Source organism: Colwellia sp. MEBiC06753 (assembly GCF_053470325.1).
In genome coordinates this window covers 1-22,860 of record NZ_JBQMTM010000014.1, presented here as the reverse complement: position 1 = coordinate 22,860, position 22,860 = coordinate 1, and the positions used below count along the sequence as shown (strand labels likewise).

The 22,860-nt window shown below is 43.6% G+C and carries 18 protein-coding genes and 1 riboswitch; of the genes, 14 read left to right on the top strand and 4 right to left on the bottom strand.

Features of this window, described 5'->3' with window-relative positions; all coding sequences use genetic code 11:
• The first annotated feature begins 35 nt into the window (after positions 1-35).
• From ACOB82_RS11760 to fadA, 3 genes are all read left to right on the top strand, one after another.
• Complete coding sequence (locus ACOB82_RS11760; protein WP_448213188.1) at positions 36-434, top strand: thioesterase family protein; 399 nt, start codon at positions 36-38, stop codon at positions 432-434.
• A gap of 197 nt (positions 435-631) precedes the next feature.
• Positions 632-2,800, top strand: coding sequence for a fatty acid oxidation complex subunit alpha FadB (gene fadB / locus ACOB82_RS11755; RefSeq protein ID WP_448213187.1), 2,169 nt, complete (start codon positions 632-634; stop codon positions 2,798-2,800).
• Between the two features lie 15 nt (positions 2,801-2,815).
• The gene (gene fadA / locus ACOB82_RS11750) at positions 2,816-3,979 is read left to right on the top strand and encodes an acetyl-CoA C-acyltransferase FadA (RefSeq protein WP_448213186.1); all 1,164 of its coding nucleotides are present in this window, start codon (positions 2,816-2,818) and stop codon (positions 3,977-3,979) included.
• Positions 3,980-4,157: 178 nt separating this feature from the next.
• Here the strand turns inward: fadA and ACOB82_RS11745 are convergent, their stop codons facing one another.
• A complete protein-coding gene (locus tag ACOB82_RS11745; RefSeq protein ID WP_448213185.1) occupies positions 4,158-6,125 on the bottom strand; it encodes a DNA topoisomerase III in 1,968 nt (655 codons plus the stop codon).
• A gap of 215 nt (positions 6,126-6,340) precedes the next feature.
• Between ACOB82_RS11745 and ACOB82_RS11740 the strand changes: the two genes are divergently transcribed.
• The 11 genes from ACOB82_RS11740 (at position 6,341) to ACOB82_RS11690 (ending at position 19,350) form a co-directional block, all read left to right on the top strand.
• The gene (locus ACOB82_RS11740; protein WP_448213273.1) at positions 6,341-7,231 is read left to right on the top strand and encodes a dienelactone hydrolase family protein; all 891 of its coding nucleotides are present in this window, start codon (positions 6,341-6,343) and stop codon (positions 7,229-7,231) included.
• 133 nt (positions 7,232-7,364) lie between these two features.
• Positions 7,365-8,327 carry an HlyD family secretion protein gene (locus ACOB82_RS11735; protein ID WP_448213184.1) on the top strand — a complete coding sequence of 321 codons (963 nt, stop codon included), beginning with the start codon at positions 7,365-7,367 and terminating at the stop codon, positions 8,325-8,327.
• Positions 8,320-9,309: an ABC transporter ATP-binding protein gene (locus ACOB82_RS11730; RefSeq protein WP_448213183.1), complete on the top strand. Its 990-nt coding sequence runs from the start codon at positions 8,320-8,322 to the stop codon at positions 9,307-9,309. The genes ACOB82_RS11735 and ACOB82_RS11730 overlap by 8 nt, the downstream gene beginning before the upstream one ends.
• Positions 9,306-10,433: an ABC transporter permease gene (locus tag ACOB82_RS11725; RefSeq protein WP_448213182.1), complete on the top strand. Its 1,128-nt coding sequence runs from the start codon at positions 9,306-9,308 to the stop codon at positions 10,431-10,433. Before ACOB82_RS11730 ends, ACOB82_RS11725 begins: the two co-directional genes overlap by 4 nt.
• A gap of 133 nt (positions 10,434-10,566) precedes the next feature.
• Positions 10,567-11,628: a hypothetical protein gene (locus tag ACOB82_RS11720; RefSeq protein ID WP_448213181.1), complete on the top strand. Its 1,062-nt coding sequence runs from the start codon at positions 10,567-10,569 to the stop codon at positions 11,626-11,628.
• A 65-nt stretch (positions 11,629-11,693) separates the two neighbouring features.
• Positions 11,694-11,882, top strand: a riboswitch (cobalamin riboswitch).
• 360 nt (positions 11,883-12,242) lie between these two features.
• The gene (locus tag ACOB82_RS11715) at positions 12,243-13,028 is read left to right on the top strand and encodes an ABC transporter ATP-binding protein (RefSeq protein WP_448213272.1); all 786 of its coding nucleotides are present in this window, start codon (positions 12,243-12,245) and stop codon (positions 13,026-13,028) included.
• Between the two features lies 1 nt (position 13,029).
• Positions 13,030-14,091, top strand: a complete 1,062-nt coding sequence (locus ACOB82_RS11710) for a FecCD family ABC transporter permease (RefSeq protein ID WP_448213180.1) — start codon at positions 13,030-13,032, stop codon at positions 14,089-14,091.
• Entirely contained in the window at positions 14,092-15,618 is a 1,527-nt protein-coding gene (locus ACOB82_RS11705; RefSeq protein ID WP_448213179.1) for a cobyric acid synthase, read from the top strand.
• Between the two features lie 40 nt (positions 15,619-15,658).
• Positions 15,659-16,258: a cob(I)yrinic acid a,c-diamide adenosyltransferase gene (gene cobO, locus ACOB82_RS11700; RefSeq protein WP_448213178.1), complete on the top strand. Its 600-nt coding sequence runs from the start codon at positions 15,659-15,661 to the stop codon at positions 16,256-16,258.
• Complete coding sequence (locus ACOB82_RS11695; protein WP_448213177.1) at positions 16,258-17,181, top strand: cobalamin-binding protein; 924 nt, start codon at positions 16,258-16,260, stop codon at positions 17,179-17,181. The genes cobO and ACOB82_RS11695 overlap by 1 nt, the downstream gene beginning before the upstream one ends.
• 234 nt (positions 17,182-17,415) lie before the next feature.
• Positions 17,416-19,350: a TonB-dependent receptor domain-containing protein gene (locus ACOB82_RS11690; protein WP_448213176.1), complete on the top strand. Its 1,935-nt coding sequence runs from the start codon at positions 17,416-17,418 to the stop codon at positions 19,348-19,350.
• A 149-nt stretch (positions 19,351-19,499) separates the two neighbouring features.
• On the opposite strand, the gene cydB is transcribed toward ACOB82_RS11690, so the two are convergent.
• The 3 genes from cydB to ACOB82_RS11675 form a co-directional block, all read right to left on the bottom strand.
• Complete coding sequence (cydB, locus tag ACOB82_RS11685) at positions 19,500-20,498, bottom strand: cytochrome d ubiquinol oxidase subunit II (RefSeq protein ID WP_448213175.1); 999 nt, start codon at positions 20,496-20,498, stop codon at positions 19,500-19,502.
• Positions 20,498-21,919, bottom strand: coding sequence for a cytochrome ubiquinol oxidase subunit I (locus ACOB82_RS11680; RefSeq protein WP_448213174.1), 1,422 nt, complete (start codon positions 21,917-21,919; stop codon positions 20,498-20,500). Before ACOB82_RS11680 ends, cydB begins: the two co-directional genes overlap by 1 nt.
• A 113-nt stretch (positions 21,920-22,032) precedes the next feature.
• Complete coding sequence (locus ACOB82_RS11675) at positions 22,033-22,575, bottom strand: GbsR/MarR family transcriptional regulator (RefSeq protein ID WP_448213173.1); 543 nt, start codon at positions 22,573-22,575, stop codon at positions 22,033-22,035.
• Between the last annotated feature and the right edge of the window lie 285 nt (positions 22,576-22,860).

The following is a 22,860-nucleotide window of genomic DNA, read 5'->3' as shown; positions in this document are numbered from 1 at the left end:
CAGTGTTTACTTCGATAATTAGTTAGGGAAATATCATGAATATTGGCGATAAAGTAGAAATAGACTACACGGTGTTAGCATCGGATTCAGCAAAATCACTGTCATTAACCGGTGATGATGATTTTCCAGAAGTATTTGCCACCTCAAGAATGATCGCATTAATGGAATTAGCTGCGGCAAGGTTAATGAAAGCTTTACTCAAAGATGATGAGCTTTCGGTTGGCGTTAACGTTAATGTTAATCATTTGGCTGCAACGCTGGTGGGCGCTAAGGTAACTGCCATTGCTGAATTTACTGGCATGGAAAACTCACTTTTTCAGTTTAAAGTTGAGCTTCACGACGCCGGTGGTGTTGCTGGAAGTGGCAGCCATTCCAGAGGTATTATTAGCACCGAGCGCTTATTAGCTGGTGCCAGTAAACGATGTGCAAGCTAGCGTAAATTACAGCGCAATTTAAAGTGCTATTGGCATAGCTGACAAATAATGCATCGTTAAGCAGAATTAAAAACAAACACTCAATTTAAACACCTGTTTAAAAAATTTGATTTTCACTGACTTTCCGTGCACACTCAGTCAGCTATTATTAATACCAAATCACAACAAGCACCCAAAATCGGGGAAGGAGATTAGGCATGTTATTTCAAGGCAAAAGCCTTTCTGCCGAGTTACTGGCCGACGGCATTGTTGAATTTAAATTCGACGCTGAAGGTTCAGTGAACAAGTTCGATCAGGCTACATTTGAAGAATATCGTGCGGCGATTGCAGCAATTAATGCTTGCAGCGACGCTAAAGGTGTCATGGTAACGTCTGGCAAGCCAGCGTTTATTGTTGGCGCTGACATTACTGAATTTTTAGAAACATTCAAGCAACCAGAAGAAGCATTGGTTCCTTGGGTAAAAGCAGCATCTGATGTTTTTGATGCCTTTGAAGATTTAAACATTCCAACTATTGCAGCTATTAATGGTTTTGCATTAGGTGGCGGCTGTGAAATGACACTAGCTTGTGACTACCGTGTTGCTGATACCACGGCAACAATTGGTTTGCCAGAAGTGAAATTAGGCTTAATGCCTGGTTTTGGTGGTACAGTGCGTTTACCACGAATTATCGGTGCCGATAATGCTGTTGAGTGGATGTCTACAGGCAAGCCACATAAAGCTGAAAAAGCATTAGCTGTAGGTGCTGTAGACGCTGTTGTTGAGCCAGAGCATTTAAAAGATGCCGCTATCTCAATGCTTAAACAAGCGATTGAAGGCAAATTAGATTGGAAAGCCAAGCGCCAGCCAAAACTTGAAGCGTTAAAGCTTAGCCCTACCGAAACCATCATGACATTCAATACCTGTAAAGGCATGATTGCCGCACAAGCGGGTAAACATTACCCAGCACCTATGGTCATGGTACAAACTATTGAAGCGGCAGCCGGTTTAGATCGTGCTGGTGCGATGCATTTAGAAAACGTTGGTTTTGCTAAACTTGCTAAAACTGACGCTGCTACTGCTCAAATCGGCCTATTTATGGCTGATCAAGTGATCAAAGGCAAAGCGAAAAAAGCGGGTAAGCAAGCGACTAAAGCAGTAAACAAAGCGGCGGTACTTGGCGCTGGTATTATGGGCGGTGGTATTGCTTACCAATCAGCATATAAAGGCACGCCAATTGTAATGAAAGACATTGCTGATAGCGCGTTAGATTTAGGTTTAACGACTGCTGCAGGTCTTTTAACTAAGCAAGTTGAACGTGGTCGTTTAGCGCCGAAGAAAATGGCGGCTGTATTAAACAACATCACACCAACATTAAGCTACGACAATGTAAAAGATGTTGATATCGTTGTTGAAGCGGTTGTTGAAAATCCAAAAGTTAAAGGCATTGTGCTTGCTGAAGTTGAAGGCATTGTTGCTGAAGATGCGATTGTTACTTCAAACACCTCAACTATTTCAATTGACTTACTTGCCGAGAGCGTAAAACGCAAAGACAAGTTCTGTGGTATGCACTTCTTTAACCCTGTGCACAAAATGCCATTAGTTGAAGTTATCCGTGGTAAAGAAACGTCTGATGAAACGGTAGCCGCTGTTGTTGCTTACGCGGCGAAAATGGGTAAATCACCTATCGTTGTTAATGACTGCCCAGGTTTCTACGTAAACCGCGTATTATTCCCTTACTTTGCAGGTTTCAGCCAGTTAATCCTTGAAGGTGCTGACTTTACCGCTGTTGATAAAGTCATGGAAAAACAATTTGGTTGGCCAATGGGTCCTGCTTACTTACTTGACGTAGTAGGTATTGATACGGCTGATCACTGTACTGGTGTTATGTCTGCTGGCTTCCCAACGCGTATGCAGAAAATTGAAAATGACCCAGTAAACGCGCTTTATTCAAATGAGCGTTACGGTCAGAAAAACGGTAAAGGCTTCTACGATTACGGTACTGATAAGCGTGGCAAGCCAACGAAACTTCCTGCACAAGCGGCTTATGATTTATTTGCTGCAACTTGCGCAGACAAACGCGACTTCGACGCTGATGAAATTATCGCACGCGTGATGATCCCTATGGTTAACGAAGTAGTTCGCTGTTTAGAAGAAGGCGTAGTTGATACGGCTGCTGAAGCAGATATGGGCTTAATTTACGGTTTAGGTTTCCCTCCATTCCGTGGCGGTCCAATTCGCTACTTAGAAACAGTTGGCATTGAGAACTTCATTGCTCTTGCCGATAAATACGCGCACTTGGGTGAAATTTACCAAGTAACAGACGGTATGCGTGAGATGGCTAAATCTGGCAAATCTTACTTTACTACTGACGTTAAAACAGCTTAAGCCGAGGAAAGAAAAATGAAAGAAGTCGTAATTGTCGATGCTATTCGTACTCCAATGGGTCGTTCTAAGGCTGGTATTTTCCGTAATGTGCGTGCTGAAGGTTTATCAGCGCACTTAATGCAGCAGTTATTAGCTCGTAACCCGAATTTAGATCCTGCGTTAATTGAAGATATTATCTGGGGTAACGTTAAACAAACTAAAGAGCAGGGCTTCAACATTGCCCGTAACGCTCAGTTATTAACGGATATTCCAAAGCACGTTGGTGCAGTAACGGTTAACCGTTTATGTGGTTCATCAATGCAAGCATTACATGACGCTACTACTAACATTATGGCCGGCCAAGGCGATATATTCTTAGTAGGTGGTGTTGAGCATATGGGTCACGTACCTATGATGTATGATGTCGATTTTGACCCAGCATTAAGCAAGTACATCTCGCGTGCAGCAGGTAACATGGGCTTAACCGCTGAGTTACTTGGTATGCAACATGGCGTGACGCGTGAACAGCAAGACGCATTTGGTGCGCGTTCACATCAACGTGCGCATAAAGCAACATTAGAAGGTCGCTGGAAAAACGAAATCGTAGCAACCGCAGGTCATGACGCTACTGGCGCCTTAACTATGATTGATGTTGATGAAGTTATCCGCCCAGAAACTACCGTTGAATCATTAGCTGGCTTACGTCCGGTATTTGATCCTGTAAACGGTACAGTAACTGCAGGTACTTCATCTGCGTTATCTGACGGTGCTTCTGGTATGTTAGTCATGTCAGCAGATCGTGCAAAAGAGTTAGGCTTAACACCTCGTGCTAAAATCCGTGGTATTGGTGTTGCAGGTTGCGATCCATCAACTATGGGTTACGGTCCTGTACCGGCTACTAAGAAAGCACTTAAGCGTGCTGGCTTATCACTAGACGATATCGAAATTGCTGAGTTTAACGAAGCATTCGCAGCACAAGCATTATCTTGTGTTCGCGCATTAGGCTTAGAAGATAAGATGGACGATATGATCAACTTAAACGGTGGCGCTATTGCATTAGGTCACCCACTAGGTTGTTCAGGTACACGTATTACTGGTACGTTATTAAACGTCATGGAAAATGAAAACGCGACAATTGGTTTAGCGACCATGTGTATTGGTTTAGGCCAAGGTATCGCGACCATCATCGAACGCGTTTAATCACTGGTTAGTTTTGCCTTTGGCGTTGTCGAAAGTGCTCACATATATTTATATGCTGCGCGCTTTCTGCTAGCCACAAACAAAACTAACAGCGTGATTTTCATTATCTAGATTATGTAAAAGCACCGAACTATCGGTGCTTTTTTGCATGCGAAATTTAATTCAGTGATTAGCGTAATTAAGCGGCTTTGGTGGTTTTCGCTGATTTCGTTGTTTTACGTTTAAACTTGCGTTTATAAGGTGGCTTGATTGCGGCTTTGATGCCGCGCAGTGACTCAGGAAGCCGATTACCTGCTTGTTGAATTAATTGTTGTAAGGTTTGATTAAGCGGCTGCATAAATTGCTGATAGCTGGCTTGTTTGTCAGCAATATTATTAAGGGTTGCTTCCCAGTGGGCGGTCATATCTGGCAAGGTGCACTGGCGCGGTAGCGCGTCAATTAAACCAATGCCCACTTCGGTGGCATGAATTTGTTTACCTTGGCGTGCTAAAAAGCCGCGTTTAAATAATAAGTCGATAATGCCCGCGCGAGTTGCTTCTGTACCTAAACCATCAGTTTCTTTAAGCACGGCTTTAAGCGCTTTATCTTCGACAAAGCGGGCAATTCCTGTCATGGCTGCAAGCAAGCTGGCATCGGTAAAATGTTTGGGTGGTTCCGTTTGTTTTTCCAGTAAATGACCTTGTCGGCAATGGAGTTGCTCACCAACACTGACTTTGGGGAGCACTTGCTGCGGGCTTTCATCGCTTGCTTTTGAGTCTTGCGTTGCTGTTTTATCGTTTTTTGCCTTGGAAAATAACGCTTTCCAGCCAAGGTCGATAGTGATATTGGCATTAGCGGTAAAAACGCCATTAGCTATATTCAGTGTGATTTTGGTTTGCTCAAATCGATAAGCCGAATAAAACTGAGCTAAATATTGACGAGCGATTAATTGGTAAATATTCGCTTCAAAGTTATTGAGCTTTATATTCGCTGGCGACTTTAAGGTTGGAATAATCGCATGGTGAGCGCCAACTTTTGCATCGTTCCATGCTTTACTTTTTAAACGGCTATTGGCATTTTTCGCCGCGCCTGCCACTGGTAATTGGCTTTGCGCTAACATCTCGATAATTGCAGGGGCTTCATCAAAATGTCCTTTGGGTAAATAGCGGCAATCAGAGCGAGGGTAGGTGATCAGTTTATGTTTTTCATAAAGTGACTGACAAACATCCAGTACCAGTTTCGCGTTCATGGCGTAGCGTTTGGCGGCGTCTATTTGCAGTGAAGATAAATTATAAGGCAAAGGCGCACTTTGTGATTTAGGGTCGGTTCTAACATCGGTAACCTGTGCAGGTTGATCATTAATTCGCGAAATGACATTTTCAGCCAATGCTTTTACCACAATTCGGCCTTCATCATCCATATAAGGCTGACAGGCCTTACTTGGTTGCCATTTAGCGCGAAATGACTGGTTGTCTGCGGTCACAACTTCCGCTTCCACTTGATAAAACGGCTTGCTGACAAAATTGCTAATTTCACGTTCGCGATTGACCACTAAACCTAGCACAGGAGTTTGTACGCGACCAACCGACAGTACACCTTGATAGCCGACTTTCCCGCCTTGAATGGTGTAGGCGCGGGTTAGATTAATGCCATAAAGCCAGTCTGCGCGGCTACGGGCCAGTGCCGACACTGATAGCGGCATAAATTCAAGGTTACTGCGCAAATTTGCTAACGACTTTTTCACCGCTGCGATATTTAAATCGCTGACCAGTATGCGTTTAACGGATTTACGTTTAGCCTCGCTGATCTTTAAAAAATCAATGACTTCATCAACCAGCAATTGGCCTTCTCGGTCAGGATCGCCAGCATGAATAATTTCACTGGCTTGTTTGCACAGCTGACGAATGACGCTAAGCTGACTTTTGGTTTTATATTTAGCTTTTAATTGCCAGTGTTCTGGAATGATAGGCAGGTGCTCGAGTTGCCACTTTTTATAGCGCTCGTCATAAGCTTCGGGTTCAGCTTGTTCTAAAATATGGCCGATACACCAAGTAACAATATCGCCATTGCCAACTTCAATATAGCCTTGTTGCTTTTTATGTGGTTTAGGCAAGGCATCGGCAATGGCGCGCCCTAAACTGGGTTTTTCAGCGATATAAAGCTTCATCAGTTATTCATTAGTTAACTGGAAAAATCATCAATGGGATTAGTGTAAATCAATACTGGTTAAATATCCAGTTGTGAGTTGAGGGTCGAACTATATCGAAGAAATAGTTGAAAGTTTGGGCTATATATAATTTTATATGATTAAAAATAATAGCTTACGCTTGTTAATGTGTTGTCAGTGTTAGCCTCAATTTAGGGAGAAATGTTGTGCCAGTAATTCAAGAAAAAACGACTAATGATATTCCACAAGAAGCATTTGACTGGTACGACGCCTATGCTCATGGCGGTATGGACCGACGAATGTTTATGCAAAAACTGGGCGGTTTAGTGGCGCTTGGTTATTCAATGACGATGCTAACTTCGGCATTGCTGCCTAATTATGCTTTAGCGGAGCAGGTCTCATTTAATGATCCTGAAATTAAAGCGACATACCAAAGTTTTGATTCGCAACTAGGGCATGGCACTGGCCGCGGCTATATGGTTACCCCAACCAAACTCGAAGGGTTATTGCCAGTTGTGTTAGTTGTACATGAAAATCGCGGTCTTAATCCTTACATCAAAGATGTCGCGCGGCGTTTAGCGAAAGCTGGATTTATCGCATTTGCCCCCGATGCCTTGTTCCCACTCGGCGGCTATCCTGGCAATGATGATGAAGGCCGAGCGATGCAACGCAGCCTTGATCGTGAAAAAATCCAGCAAGACTTTATTGCTGCCGCCAAGTTTTTAAAAGCACAGCCAAACAGCAACGGCAAACTTGGCGCTGTCGGTTTTTGCTTTGGTGGCTACATTGTAAATTATTTGGCGGCAGTGGAATCTGACTTAATTGCCGCAGGCGTACCGTTTTATGGCACACCGGCGAAAGCCGAGCTCAGAGCCAATATTAAAGCGCCATTGTTGATTCAATTGGCCGAGCTTGATGAGCGAGTCAATAAATCGTGGCCTAAATATGAAGCAGATTTAATGCGCAATAAAGTGCCATATCAAATGTATATGTATAAAAATGCCAATCATGGTTTTCATAATGACTCAACAGGTCGTTATGATAAGGAAAATGCTGAGCTCGCGTGGCAACGTACATTAAGCTTTTTTAGCCAGCATTTAACTTAGATTTGCTAGATAAGTTATTTAGAGAAAACTAACCAAGATATGCGCAATAAATGCTACTTACATCTTAACTATTCGAGTCGAATACAAGTGGCGCAAGCGAAAACAAGCGACACAAGCTTACATGAGGGCTGATATGCACCGCTTTTATTTAACCGTGGTTTTAACAGTTATTACCCTATTAGGACTGAGTGGTTGTCAGGATAAACAACCACAAGCCTCTGATTATACTGGCTATATTGAAGCGAATTATTTTTATATTGCCAGTCCAGAAGCTGGCTGGATAGTAGAGCAAGGATTAACCGAAGGGCAAGCATTAGCGGTTGATGAGTTAGTTGCCAAGCTCGATAGTGACTATCAACATTTGGCATTAACGAAAGCCAAGGCCCATCAAGCAGCAGTGCAAGCGCAATTAACCGATCTAACTAAAGGTGCGCGGCAAGAAGAGGTTTTAGTATTAACTGAACAGCTGAACCAGCAACAGCAAAGTAAACGATTAGCGGATATTGAACTAGCGCGGCTTGAACAATTGCGTCAGCAGCAACTTGTCTCGCAAGCTGAACTTGATAAAGCGTCAACCAAGGTCGAAGAACTCGCGGCCAGTGTTTCGGCACTTAAGCATCAGCTCAATGTTATTCAACTATCGGCACGCCCCGATATTATTAGCGCAAAACAGCAGAAATTGCAGGCTGCTGATATTGAAATTGAGCAAGCCGCGTGGCAATTGCAACAACGTATTATTTTGGCGAAGCATCAAGGCAGTGTAGAGCAGATATTTTACCGCGAAGGGGAATATATTAAGCAAGGGCAACCGCTGATTTCTGTGATGATCCCTGATAGTAAAAAAGTACGATTTTATCTCGGTCAAGATAAGCTTTCCGCGGTCAAGCTTGGTCAAGATATTAGTGTGCAGGCTGACGGCTTAGAGAAGCCATTGAATGCCACCATTAGTTTTATTGCCAAAGATCCCGAATTTACTCCGCCAGTACTTTACGGTAAATCAGCCCGAGACTCCTTAGTATTTATGGTGGAAGCACAGCTTAAAGACGATGCGTTATTGGCGGTTGGTGTGCCGGTGGATATTCAGCTAAATGATTGATGTGACCCTAACTAACGTCTCTGATAATACCTTAGATAATGGCTTTGGTGATTGCTTTGATTATGCGATTGATGTTCGTCATTTGGTGAAAGAATTTGGTAAACATCGTGTGGTGAACGATGTCGCATTACAAATTCCCAAAGGGCAAGTTTGGGGCTTTCTTGGTCCTAATGGCTCAGGCAAAACCACAACCATTCGCATGTTATGCGGTTTGCTAACGCCAACGGCGGGCTCAGGCACTTGTTTAGGTTTTGACATCATCAAACAAGCTGCGCAAATAAAGCTACAAACGGGCTACATGACCCAAAAGTTCTCATTTTGGGAAGATTTAACCATTCGGGAAAATTTAGCGTTTGTTGCGCGCATGTATAATTTGCCGAAGGCTTCATATCAAGTGGATAAAGCCATAGATAAACTTGGTTTGCATCAGCGTCAAAAGCAAATGGCTGGCGACTTATCTGGTGGTTGGAAACAACGTATGGCCTTAGCCGCTGTTACTATGCATAACCCGAAATTATTACTGCTAGATGAACCAACAGCTGGGGTTGACCCACAAGCACGTCGGGTATTTTGGGATGAAATTCATCATCTGGCCAATCAAGGCATTACTATACTTGTTTCCACCCATTACATGGATGAAGCGGAGCGCTGTGACCAAATTGCTTATTTAGCCAATGGCAACTTGATAACTCAAGGTTCAGTTAATCAAGTGATTGCTGATTCAGGTTTGGCGACGTTTGTTGCTAAAGGCGACAATATTCGCCAGTACGCAACAAAGTTAGAACAAATTGACGGCGTTGATAATGTCGCGTTTTTTGGCGCGGCGCTGCATATCAGCGGCATGGATGTAAATATTTTGCAAAAGGTGGTGAGCGATCCGGCGTTTAGCCAATTACATTGGCAGCAAATTCCACCAAATTTAGAAGATGTCTTTATCTCATTAATGCAGCGTGCTGGTAGTGATAAGCGAGCTTATCAATGAACCGCTTAACCCGCATTTTAGCCATATTAGTCAAAGAGTTGATTCAAATGCGCCGCGATCGCATGACTTTTGCCATGATGATAGCTGTGCCGATTATGCAATTAGTGTTATTCGGTTTTGCTATCAATAATGATCCCAAAGCACTGCCGACGGCAATATATTTGGAAGAGCACACCAGCACCACAAGGGCGTTACTCAAAGGATTTGAATTATCACAATATTTTGAAGTGGTTGCGCAAGTAAACACTGAGCAACAGGCGCAAGATTTATTCTTACAAGGTGATGTTACTTTCGTTATTCATATTCCGGCTGATTTTAGTAAACGACTAATTCGAGAACAGCGGCCGCAACTGCTGGTCTCGGTTGATGCTTCAGATCCTGCTGCCTCGTCAAATGCGATGGCAAGGGTCAATCAAATTGTTGAAAGAGCGTTGCGTCACGACTTTAAGGGGGCGTTGCAATATCTCAATAAACAAGCGCCAGCGGTCGACGTGATTGTTCATGCCAAATATAACCCTGAGGCCATTACCCAATATAATATTGTCCCGGGATTACTTGGGGTGATTTTAACTATGACCTCGGTAATGATCACGTCAATGGCGATGACCCGAGAGCGCGAACGTGGCAATTTAGAAAATATCTTAGCCATGCCCGCTAAGCCGTTGGAAGTGATGTTGGGTAAAATACTGCCTTATGTGCTGGTGGGATTTGTCCAAACGGTGATTATATTACTGGCGGCCAAATATTTATTCGATGTGCCATTTTTAGGCGGTTTTTCGCTGCTGTTAGCCGCCATTTTACTGTTTATCTTTGCTAACTTATTTTTGGGTTTTACTTTCTCAACGATTGCAAAAACCCAAATGCAAGCGATGCAAATGACTTTTTTCTTCTTTTTACCATCGATTTTATTGTCGGGTTTTATGTTCCCGTTTCGTGGCATGCCGCACTGGGCGCAGGTATTGGGTGAAATTCTGCCTTTGACGCATTTTCTGCGGATTGTGCGTGGGGTAATGTTAAAAGCGTCAGAATTAATGCATTTGCAGCAAGAGTTTTATGCCTTGCTCGGGTTTACTTTAGTGGTTGGCATGATTGCGATCTCTCGCTACCGCACCACATTAGATTAACAAGTAGTTGCTTACCGCTAATCAATATTTCACAACCCATGGTAAATAAATTTTCCCTAGGCTGTAATAAAACACCATTTGCATAGACTACTGAAAGCATTAAAAAATAATTTATGATTTCAGGGACGGTGTTATGCGCACAGCGGTTAAAAAACGACTTTATTTTCTAGCGACTGCCATTGTTATTTACAGTCTAGGTTTTCACTGGTTGCCGCAAGATTTAGCTTTACCGTTATTCCCCGCCGAGCTAACTGCTCACTATTGGCTGGCGCAGCTACCTTTGCTACTAGCAGTTATCGGTTATTTTGTTGTGTTACCGATGCTTTATTGGCAGTGGGTAATTAAAGCTGGTCAGCAAAAGTCGTGGAAAATTATTTTAGTATTTTCGTTAAGTCTAGTCTGTGCTCGCTATAGTTTTCCGAGTCAAGTTTCCGAGTACTTTGCCTTTATTAGCTATATTCGCTATCCAATTATTGGGGTATTGCTTGCGATTCAATGTTACTTGTTCGCCATTGTTATCAAAGGTTTATGGCAAGCAAGAAAGTTAAGTGGCGATCCGCGTATTCATGCAGCAGCCAACTTTAGTGGGCAAGATAACAAACAAGCGTTGGCGTTAATGATGGCGTCTGAGCCAGCCAGTTGGTACTACGCGATTCCGTATTTTAGTCGTGATCATGTCAAGGCTATCGCCACACTTCAGCTTAGATCGGCTAAAGCTTGGTGGTGGCTGACCTTACTTAGCGCTTGTGCCATTGCCGGAATTGGCAGTTATTGGCTGATAGCACCATGGAGTGAGCTAGCCGCGGTAATTGTTGCCAGTTTCTGCTTCTATTCAGTGATCATGGTCACGGCAAATTATCGTGTTGCCCGCTATTATTCGGTCTATGTTTATCAAGATAAACTCATTATCAATCCCGGATTTTTACAAATGATGGTTATTGATCTCGCGGCGATTAGCGCAATTAATACCGATAATGCTTTGTTGAGCAAGGAGGACAGGAGCAAGGATGATAATTGTTTAGTGTTAGGCGATAAAACCTTGGCTAATGTTGAGTTGGTGTTTAATCAGCCGCAAACTTATTTTGGCTTAATTGGGCAGATGGCAGAAGAGGTTAGCTCGCTGCAACTTGCGGTTGAAGATCCTAAGCCACTTTTAACGCTGCTGGTTCAGCCAAGTTTGGCCAAAGCCAGTTAAAACTATCAGGTTGACTAGAGCGTATTGATAGTTAGACATAACTTATAGCCAGTTGTGCTTGCATTTTTTGCTACAGCCTTGATAATTGCCGAATAAGATCAGTGCTCGGGAATGGGGTGAAAATCCTCAACTGTACCCGCAACTGTAAGCAGAGCAACGTAATTTCGTTAAAGAAGTCCACTGGATAAGTTATCTGGGAAGGATTACGTCGAGAAGCTGTTAGTCAGGATACCAAGTATTGATCGTTTATTTTTAACAAGTCGAGCGGGTTACTCGGGCATTGTCATTTCGGTTAATTGCATCGATTCAATAGTATTACTGTTGTCTGCATTAACCAGTTTTGCTGTGTCGGTATCTGCCTAATTTTTATTGATTGTCTGTGCGATTGTCTGCATGTAAGTTTCTGCATGTAATTGTCTGCATATAAGTGTCTTCGCGTATGTGTGTTGCATGTAAAGACAGCAATAAAAAACGCTTAATTTTAGGTTGTTAACTTGAACGAAAACAGCGGCGCCGAGCAAGCGTTTGCAGAGGCTAAAGCTAAAACAAAAGCTAAGACAAAAACCAATGCCAACGTAAATCAAACACCGATAAGCCAATCACCACCACAAGCATTGGCTGGCGATATTTTGTCGGTTAATAACCTGTGGTGGTTAGTTGGCCAGCGCGCGATATTAGAAAATATTAACTTCTCGGTTAAGCCAGGTGAATTTGTTGGTTTGCTTGGGCCAAACGGAGCGGGCAAGTCGAGCTTATTGCGTTGTATTTACCGCTATTTAACGCCAGCAAAAGGCCAAGTGCGATTTAATGGTAACGATATTTGGCAGTTATCGGCCAATGACTATGCAAAGTCACTTGCAGTCGTTTTACAAGAATCACCCGCGCAATTTAACTTATCAGTGTTTGATGTGGTGGCGCTGGGTTTGTTACCGCACCAAGGCTTTTTTCAACGTAGCTCGTTAGATGACCAAGAAAGAATAAATCAGGCACTTGCAAGTGTTGAGCTTTTAGATAAGCAAAATCAAGCGTTTGATCGCTTGTCCGGTGGCGAGAAACAGCGCGCCTTAATTGCTCGCGCTATTGTTCAACAACCCCAGTTATTGGTAATGGATGAACCGACCAGCCATTTAGATGTAAAACATCAAATTCACATTATTGAACTTGCCAAGTCACTGGGTATTACCGTGCTTGCCTCGTTCCACGATTTAAATTTAGCGAGTGCTTTATCTGACCGTTTATTGGTGCTTGACCATGGGCGATTAGTGGCAGACGGTGCGCCGAAGCAGGTGCTTAATGATGATTTACTGTCAACGGTGTTTGGTGTTTGTGCTCAAGTGAAACCGCATCCACAGCATCAGGCTCCTCATATAACCTATTTTTATGGCTATCAAGGACGCTAATATGCATCGAATTTCGCCTATTATTGCCTTTGCTGGCCTAATGTTTTTTGCCTTAATCTCGTTATTTACGGCATTGGCTATTGGTTCGATAACCATTGACGCTCCACAATTAGTTTCGGCATTACTGGGCAGCGGCCAAGATCCGCTAATTGAACAAATTATTTGGCAATTACGGATGCCCCGAACCCTATTAGCCTTTATCGCTGGCGGTGGTTTAGCGGTGGCAGGCCTTATTCTACAAACCGTTACTCGTAACCCACTGGCCGATCCCTATTTATTTGGTATTTCTTCGGGCGCGGCAGTGGGTGTGGTGGTGTTTATTACCTTATCGGGCGCTGGCATTAGTGTAGGCAGTAGTGCAGGTATTAGTACCGAGCTAAGCGCTTTGCCATTAGCTGAGCTGTCACTATCAGTTGCTGCTTTGTTAGGTGGTTTAGTTGCTATGGCTTTGTTGTTGATGGTCTCTGGCTCGTCACTTGGTCGGCAGGTTGAATCTATGTTGCTTGCTGGGGTGGCGCTGTCATTTCTGTTTAGTGCCTTAACCAGTGTCTTATTGTACTGGAGCGATCCGCAAGCCATAAGCGCAGTGTTGTTTTGGACCATGGGCAGCTTTGCCCGTGCCCAGTGGACGCAGCTGTGGTTGCCAGCTTTATTATTGCTGTTGGCACTTATGTTAATGATTGGATTAAAACGTCACTTAACCGCGCTGTTGTTGGGGGATGAAAGTGCCATAACCTTAGGGCTTAATGTTCGTCGTTTTCGCTGGTTAATGTTATTGCTAAGTTCAGTGCTGACTGCCAGTTTAGTGGCAGTGTGTGGCGGTATTGGCTTTGTTGGCTTGATGATCCCGCACCTAGTTCGGTTATTTGTTTCCCAAGCACATGGCCTACATACGCCATTAGTCGCTGTGCTTGGCGGCAGCTTTATGGTGTGGGTTGATATTATTGCCCGCAGCTTACTTCACAACCAAGAATTACCGGTAGGTGTGATCACTGGTCTAATAGGCAGTGTGTTCTTTTTAAGCTTGATGTTAGTTCGTCAGCGCAAATATCAGGAGTCTTAGATGAAAACCTTGATGGTGCAAGGCACCACTTCTGACGCTGGTAAAAGCACATTAGTGGCAGGTTTATGTCGGGTATTTGCCAATTTAGGGATCAAAGTGGCGCCATTTAAACCACAAAATATGGCGCTAAACAGTGCGGTAACTGACGATGGTGGAGAGATTGGCCGCGCACAAGCACTGCAAGCCATTGCTGCAAAAGTACTGAGCCAAATTGATTTTAACCCTGTGTTACTTAAGCCTAATTCCGATACTGGCGCACAAGTTATTCTGCATGGGCGGGCAATTTCAAACATGGAAGCGCAAGGCTATCACGATTATAAAAAGGTTGCGATGCAAGCGGTGTTAGATTCCTACCTGCGTTTATCAAACCAATTTGACTTGTTATGTGTTGAAGGGGCAGGCAGTCCCGCAGAAATTAATTTACGGGAAAACGATATTGCCAATATGGGGTTTGCCGAGGCCGTAGATTGCCCAGTTATTTTAATTGCCGACATTGATAAAGGCGGGGTGTTTGCCCATATTGTCGGCACGCTAGCACTGCTGTCAGCTTCCGAGCAGGCGCGAATTAAAGGGTTTGTGATTAATCGGTTTCGGGGGGATATCGCCTTATTGCAATCTGGTCTTGATTGGCTTGAACAGGAAACCGGCAAACCAGTGTTAGGGGTTTTACCTTATTTACATGATTTGTCACTCGATGCTGAAGATGCCTTAGCGCTAACTAATGTTATTGACCAAGCTGCGTACACTAATGTGATCAATATTGCGGTGTTATTGCTACCACATATTTCTAATCATACTGACTTTGATGTGCTTAGGCTTAATCCGGCTATTAACTTAAGCTATGTCAAATATACTCAAGCCATCCCCTCGGTTGATTTAATTATTATTCCAGGTTCGAAAAACGTGATCGGCGATTTAGCGTTTTTGCGCGAGCAAGGCTGGCAGCAACAAATCAATCAACACCTGCGTTATGGTGGAAAAGTACTGGGGATATGCGGCGGCTTGCAAATGTTAGGGCAAGAAATTGTCGACCACGATGCGATTGAGTCTAGCGTACAATCAATTCAAGGTTTGGCACTGGCTGACTTTGTCACCGAACTTAAACCGCAGAAACAGCTTAAACAAGTTACTGGTAAATTATCAGCTTCTAGCTTGGCTGCTTGTGGCTCTAACTTATTAGATAAAAGCAGATCAGAAGTTGCGATTACCGGTTATGAAATCCATTGTGGCATAAGTACTGGCACCGCTTTTGACCGACCGTTTGCTTATATCACCAGTGAGGAAAATGAACAGCCTATCGCTGATGGCTTTGTCTCAGCTGACAACCAAATAATCGGCAGTTATGTTCATGGCTTGTTTGATAGCGTTGAAACTACTGCCGCGTTAATGGCTTGGGTCAAACCACAGGTTAATGTTGCCAAGCTTGATTTAGCCCAGCATCGTGAGCATCAGCTAGAGCGTTTAGCTGCTGTTTGTCAGCAACACTTAGCTATTGACGATATTTTAACCTTATTAGAATTAGATTGACGCAATAAAAATAAGGCGATGTTTAAATTGAGAATTTTTAATGACTATAGATAAAGAAGCTAACCACAAAGCCCGGCAGCAACGCTTAAAAGAAAAAGTCGACGAGCGTATTGCCGCAGCGCAAATTGAACGTGGTGTACTGCAAGTGATCACTGGTAATGGTAAGGGCAAAACTACTGCCGGCTTTGGTACTGTGCTACGCGCTGTAGGTCATGGTAAAAAAGCAGCGGTGGTGCAGTTTATTAAAGGGAATTGGGACAGCGGCGAACGTAATTTATTGGAGCAATTTTCCGTGCCATTTGTGGTAATGGCGACAGGTTTTACTTGGGAAACTCAGAATCGTGAAGCGGATATTGAAGCGGCGGAAATTGCTTGGCAAGGCGCTAAAGCTTTTTTAACTGACGACAGCATAGATATTGTCTTGCTTGATGAACTCACTTATATGCTCAGTTATGACTACCTTGATGTAGACGAAGTTATCACAACACTGGCGAACCGACCTTCACATCAATTTGTTGTGGTCACTGGCCGCGCCGCGCACCGTAAATTAACTGAACTTGCCGATACCGTAAGTGAGGTTAAAAATATCAAACATGCGTTTGATGCTGGCATCAAAGCACAAGCGGGATTTGATTACTAATGGCCTACCTTGCTCAATTATCAAAGGCGCTTTTAGCTGTTGTCACCCGTGCTCGGATAAGTGCGTTAACTTTTTGTGTATTTAGTTTTTACACAATAGCTAATGAGTCGTTGGAACTCATATCTATACAAGATGAAAATTCTGAAAATGCCGCAGTACCCGCTCAGCGCATTGTTGCTTTGGCGCCGCACTTAGTTGAAATGCTATTTGAGGTGGGCGCTGGCGATCGTATTGTCGCCACCGTTGATTATGCCGATCATCCTGAAGCGGCGAAAAGCATTCCTCGCATCGGTGGTCATTATGGGGTGAATATTGAAGCTTTGGTTGGGTTAAAACCTGATTTAGTACTGTTTTGGCAGGGCGGTAATAAAGCGCAAGACTTAGAGAAAATTCAGCAATTGGGGCTTAACGTGGTAACAACTACGGCAAACTCCATAGAACAAGTCGCCAGTGATTTAATCAAACTAGGGGCATTAACCGGTCAGCAAGCAAAGGCTCAACAACGAGCCAAGCATTTTACTGAGCGGCTTTCGGCTATTCGTCTGCAATATCAGGATAAAACTAGCGTTCCTGTATTTTATCAATTGTGGTCATCGCCATTAATGACCATTAACCAAGACAGCTGGATCAATCAGTTAATCTCCAGCTGTAATGCCCAAAATGTTTTTGCCACTAGTTCGGTAAAAACGCCGCAAGTGAGTATCGAAAACGTGATGCTTGCTAAGCCGGAAATTATTGTGGTGCCCGATGCCGGCTCGCCTTATCCGCAGGACATTGGTATCTGGCAACAGTGGTCACAAATTCCAGCTGTGGCCAAACAACAAATAATTCATGTTAATGGCGATGTTATGCATCGCTTTAGCAGCAATATGCTCGATGGCTTGAGCGATATGTGCCGACAGATAGATAGTGTCCGCCATTAGCTCAAGCGATTAAAAGCGTAGTCAAAACACTGAGTTAATAAAAAATTTAACAGAGTTTTGGCTTCTTCAAGCAATCCACTCAGGGGAAGTAGGTGCCTATCTTTTGATATTAGTCCTACGCTGCCCCCGCAACGGTGTTCGCAAGTGCGTTAGCCCGATTACCTGAGTGGCTTGTTAATTTAACCGCCGAAAGGCATTCAGCGTGATGCGGAGGGCATCATAAGCAGAGGTAAAATGAACAAAGATACACAACAAAATAACGGGTTATTTCAAGCGCAAATTCAAGCACAAACTCATACTCATGCTCATACAGCGACGCCAAATAAAATCAGCGTGCTTACTGGCGCGATATTGCTGGCGATGGCGGTGACATCTAACGCTCAGCCGTTAGCAAATGACACTGATATCATCACAGTAACGGCAACGCGCACGCCAATTGATATTGACACCGCACTGGCTAGTGTCGTGGTGATTAATCAAGCAGATATTGCTCGTATGCAAGCTAAATCAATTAACGATATTTTAGCTAGCGTTGCCGGTATTGACCTGATTAGTCAGGGCGGCCGCGGTCAGAATTCATCGCTATTTTTACGTGGTGCTAATGCCAACCAAACCTTAGTGTTAATTGATGGGGTACGTGTAAGTTCGGCCAGTTTAGGTTCAACCAATATTCAAGCGATTGCCCCAGAACTGATTGAACGTATTGAAATTGTTAAAGGGCCGCGCGCGGCGATTTGGGGCTCAGATGCCATTGGTGGTGTGATTCAAATTTTTACTCGTCAGCTAGCCAGCAGTGAATATTTTGCTGGTGCAACTATTGGTAGTGATAATTATCGACAGCTTAAAGCGGGCGCAGGCGTTGCCCATGGCGACGGTCAAACCAGTATCAGTATTAATCATGAGGCCAGTGATGGTTTTGATGTGTTAAAAACTGCAGAAGATGACGATGATGGTTTTGAAACGAATGCGGTAGCAATTAGAGGACAACAGCAAGTTAATTCACAGTTCAATCTTGATTGGATGGCAAGAGCCGACCATGGTGAGAGCGAATACGATAACGCTTATGGCGGCGCAAACGAAACCAAAACCCGTAATCATGCCTGGTTAGTGCGTGGCGCTTATCAACAATATATTGGTCATGTTAACAACCACACCAGTTTATTGGTTGGTCAAAATCGTGATTACAGTGAAAACTATCGTGATAATAGTGATAACCACTTGCCAGATAGCACAACCACACGTTTTGAAACTCGCCGCGATCAAGTGTCATTACTAAATCACAGTCAAGTATTTCCGTGGCTGCAATTTAATATCGGCGCCGATTATTATCATGAAAAGTTATCGGCAACTACCGTTTATGATGTTTCATCACGAGATGTGTTTGGCGGCTATATTCATGGTTTGTACAGCCGTAATGGCTTTACCGCAGAAGCTGCTGTACGTTATGACGATGTTGAAAATATTGATTCAGAGACCAGCTATAACGCCGGTGTTGGTTATCAGTTAACTAATGATTCACGTATCGCATTAAATCTTGGCAGTGGCTTTAAAGCACCAACCTTTAACGATTTATATTATCCTGCCGATGCTTATTCATCTGGTAACCCAGAACTCGTCTCTGAGACATCTGACTCAATTGAGTTAGTGTTTGAATCCAAAATTGCCACAGCTGATATTGCGTTAAATGCCTATAGCACTGAAATTGATAACTTGATTGTTTGGCAGGCGGATGAAAACTATTTCTATCAACCACAAAATGTCGACAAGGTTGATATTAACGGTATTGAGTTTTCAGCTGCTTATCAAGGATTTGGCGGCCAGCATCAGCTTAACGCTAGCTATATTGACGCTAAAGATAAAGCGACAGACAAACAATTGATTAGACGGGCAAAACAGCAATTTAGTTATCAATTTGATACTCAAATTGGCGCGTTAACTTTATTTGCTGAGTATCAATATCACGGCAAACGGTTTGACAGTGATTTTGTCCTTGGTCGCGTTACATTGGCGAGCTATCAGTTAGTGAATATTGCAGCAAGCTATCCGTTAACTAAAGCGCTGACTGTTGAAGCAAGAGTGACTAATTTGTTTGATGAAGACTATGAAACGGCATTTAACTATCAAGTGCAAGAGCGAGCAGGTTACGTAGGGATAAGTTACGCCATGTAGCTTCCGAAAGGCGAGTTTAAACGGCTTATATCCTGCGTTACTGATTTTGATAAGGGAATAACCATTACCTGCAATCAAAGCCTTGCCTATAAGCCGTTTAATTCTCGCTGAATGATCAAATATTTGATTCCATTGGTATTACTTCAAAGCTAGTAGTTAAGTTTACTGGTTTTACCCCAAAAGACTTTATAGGCAAAAATGGTGTAGCCAATAATCACCGGTAGCACTATTACCGCGCCCCAAAATATCACCAGTAATGATTCTCTGGCGCTTGCAGCCTCAAAAATAGTCATTTGATTAGGGACAATAAACGGGTAAAAGCTGTAGGCTAGCCCACAAAAACATAAGGTAAAGACAATAATTGCTGCGGCAAATGGGTACCAGCAGCCAAGATCGTCTTCAAACGGCACTTTACGCAAATAAACATCAACGGTAACAAAGACAAAACCAAACAACATGATTAATGGCAGTAACATAAAGACCTGAGGGAAACTTAGCCATTTATCGGCAATTGCTGGATCAATCGATAAGTTGGCGATACACACGGCAACCACGCCTAGCGCCATTAAGCGGTTGGCAATTTTCGCCCAGTTTGCTGCGCGTTTTTGTAGTTCGCCTTCTGTTTTCATCACTAACCACGCTGCGCCAACATAGCAATAACCTGCGGTTACACAAATTGCTGAAAGAAGAGAAAAACCATAGCTGATGACGCTGCTGTCAAAACCCGTAACGTATCGACCAAGCATATAGCCTTGGCATAACGTGGCGATCAGCGAGCCTGCTTTAAATGCTTTGTCCCACTTTTGTTTATCTTTACTGGGCGCTTTGGTGCGAAAATCAAAGGACACACCGCGTAAAATTAGGCCTGCCAGCATCAGTGCTGTTGGCAGGTACAAAGCTTGAAGCACAATAGAATGAGCTTTTGGAAAAGCAATTAACATTAAGCCAACGGCTAGTACCAGCCAAGTTTCATTGGCGTCCCAAAATGGCCCGATCGAGTAAATCATCGCATCGCGCTGATGTTGATTATCCTGTGGCAGTAATACGCCCACGCCCAAATCGTAGCCGTCTAACACCGCATACACCAGAAACGATAAGCCCATTAGTCCAATAAAAACAATAGGTAACCAGTCAATTGACGCTTGCATTATTTTGTTACTCCTACAGTAGATACAGTGCTGGTGTTTGACTCTTTATCTTGTTGCATATCGGCCAGACTTGGGTTGTGATCTTCTAGCTTGATGGCACGGTCCGCCATCACAAATAATGTGCGAATATAGGCAAACAGTAAAAACGCGTATATTGCTAAATAAATAGTGAGTGACAAGGCAATATTATCGGGGGCAATTTTGGTCACCGCATCTTTGGTTTTTAATACGCCCGTGACTAAATAAGGCTGACGGCCAATTTCCGTCACATACCAACCTGCCAAGGTGGCTAACCAACCAGAAAAGGTCATGGCAACGGTGGTTTTAAGTAACCATTGAGGGTAGCGTTTTTTTACAACAAATTGATAACTGGCCAGCCAAGCAATAGCTAGCATTAACAAGCCAATGCCGATCATTATGCGGAAGCTGAAAAAAACCGGCGCGACTGGTGGGTGAGCATCAGGAAACTCATTGAGGCCGCGAATAACGCCATCAAGTTGATGTGTCAGGATCAGGCTGGCCATATTTGGTAGTTTAATTTCAAAATGGTTGGTTTTGTTTTCTTGATCGGGAATGGCAAATAATAATAATAACGGCACGCCCGACTCAGTTTGCCAGACTCCTTCCATGGCCGCGACTTTTGCCGGCTGATGTTCAAAGGTGTTTATCCCATGTAAATCGCCGACAAAGGCTTGAATCGGCATTAATATCGCAGCCAGTACCACTGAAAAATTGAGGGCATGTTTAACCGAAGATTTTTGGTCACCTTTAAGTAAGCGATAAGCAGAAATACCGGCAATTAAAAACGCCGCGGTCAAGCCTGAAGCTAAGAGCATGTGCATAAATCGATATGGCATCGATGGGTTAAAGACCACCTCAAACCAGCTAGTAACATGAGCAACGCCATCGCGCATTTCAAAGCCAGCGGGGGTTTGCATCCATGAATCAAGTGCCAGAATCCAAAACGCTGATAAGCTAGTGCCAATTGCTACCAATACTGTTGCTATGGTGTGGGTGCGGTTAGACACTCTGTCCATACCAAACAGCATAATGGATAAAAACGAGGCTTCTAAAAAGAACGCGGTCATTACTTCGTAGCCCAGTAACGGGCCAGCGATATTGCCGACGGTTTCCATATAACCTGGCCAGTTGGTGCCAAATTGGAATGACATGGTAATGCCGCTAACAACACCAATGGCAAAGGTTAGGGCAAAAATTCTTACCCAAAATCGATACACCCTAAGCCAAGCATGATCTTGTGTTTGGTTATAGCGCCATTTGAAAAACACTAAAATCCAACACATGGCAATATTGATGGCCGGAAACAGAATATGGAAACTGATATTGGCGGCAAATTGTATGCGTGACAGCATAAAGCCGGTATCGGTTGCGCTTTGCGCGACTTGAGTTAATTCGACCATGGCTACCTCTGGATAAAAGAATGTGGTCTGTGTCTAAGCGGCGCCTAAGTATTATCTAGGTAAGACCAAGTAATAATTAGAGAATGCTTAAGCGCATGAGTAGAAACGAAGCGTTATTTCGCTAGCAGCTTGTCTTTAACATCTAATATTTTACTGATGCCTTCACCAAGCTTGAGTAACGCGGATAGTTTTTCTGATGACATGGTCTGCAGTTCATTTGACCATAAGGTCACCATTTCCATTAAGTCGTGCATTTCTTGCACCCGTTGCTGGGCATATTGATCATCGCTGTTGCTAGGTGACTGCAGCAGGGCATCGCGCATCATAGATAACGTTGGGTCAAGTTCACGTTTACGGCGCTCCACCACTAAGGTACGGGCAATTTCCCAAACGTCTGAGGGGGCAGAAAAATATTCTTTTCGATCGCCAGGAATATGATGCAATTTAATCAAATTCCACGACTTGAGCTCTTTTAGCCCCATCGATACATTAGAGCGAGAAATTTGTAAGGTTTCACTGATTTGATCGGCATTTAACGGCTGCTCGGTTAACACGATAAGCGCATACATTTGACCTAAAGTGCGGTTGAGTCCCCACTTTGAGCCCATTTCACCAAAGTGTAAAACCAGCGACTTAATCATAGGAGTTGTTTTCATTGCTTTTTGTCTTTTAAAAAATCGGTTAAAAATATTCTACAAGTATGTGCTTAAAGTGTAAGCAGATATTGACGTTCGTACATGCAGGCTTTGACGGGCTTAGTTTGGCGTGCTGATTTAAAAGCGGCGAAAGAAAAATAAAAAGCCCATCGAAAGATGTAATGCCGTTCACTTAAGGTGAGCGGCATTTCTTTTTATAGGGTACCGAGCGGGTCGTTTCTTCACACATCGAGGAAATATTCTTTGCCGCCGGGGCTCTAAGATAAGGCTTTCAGCCATACCGTA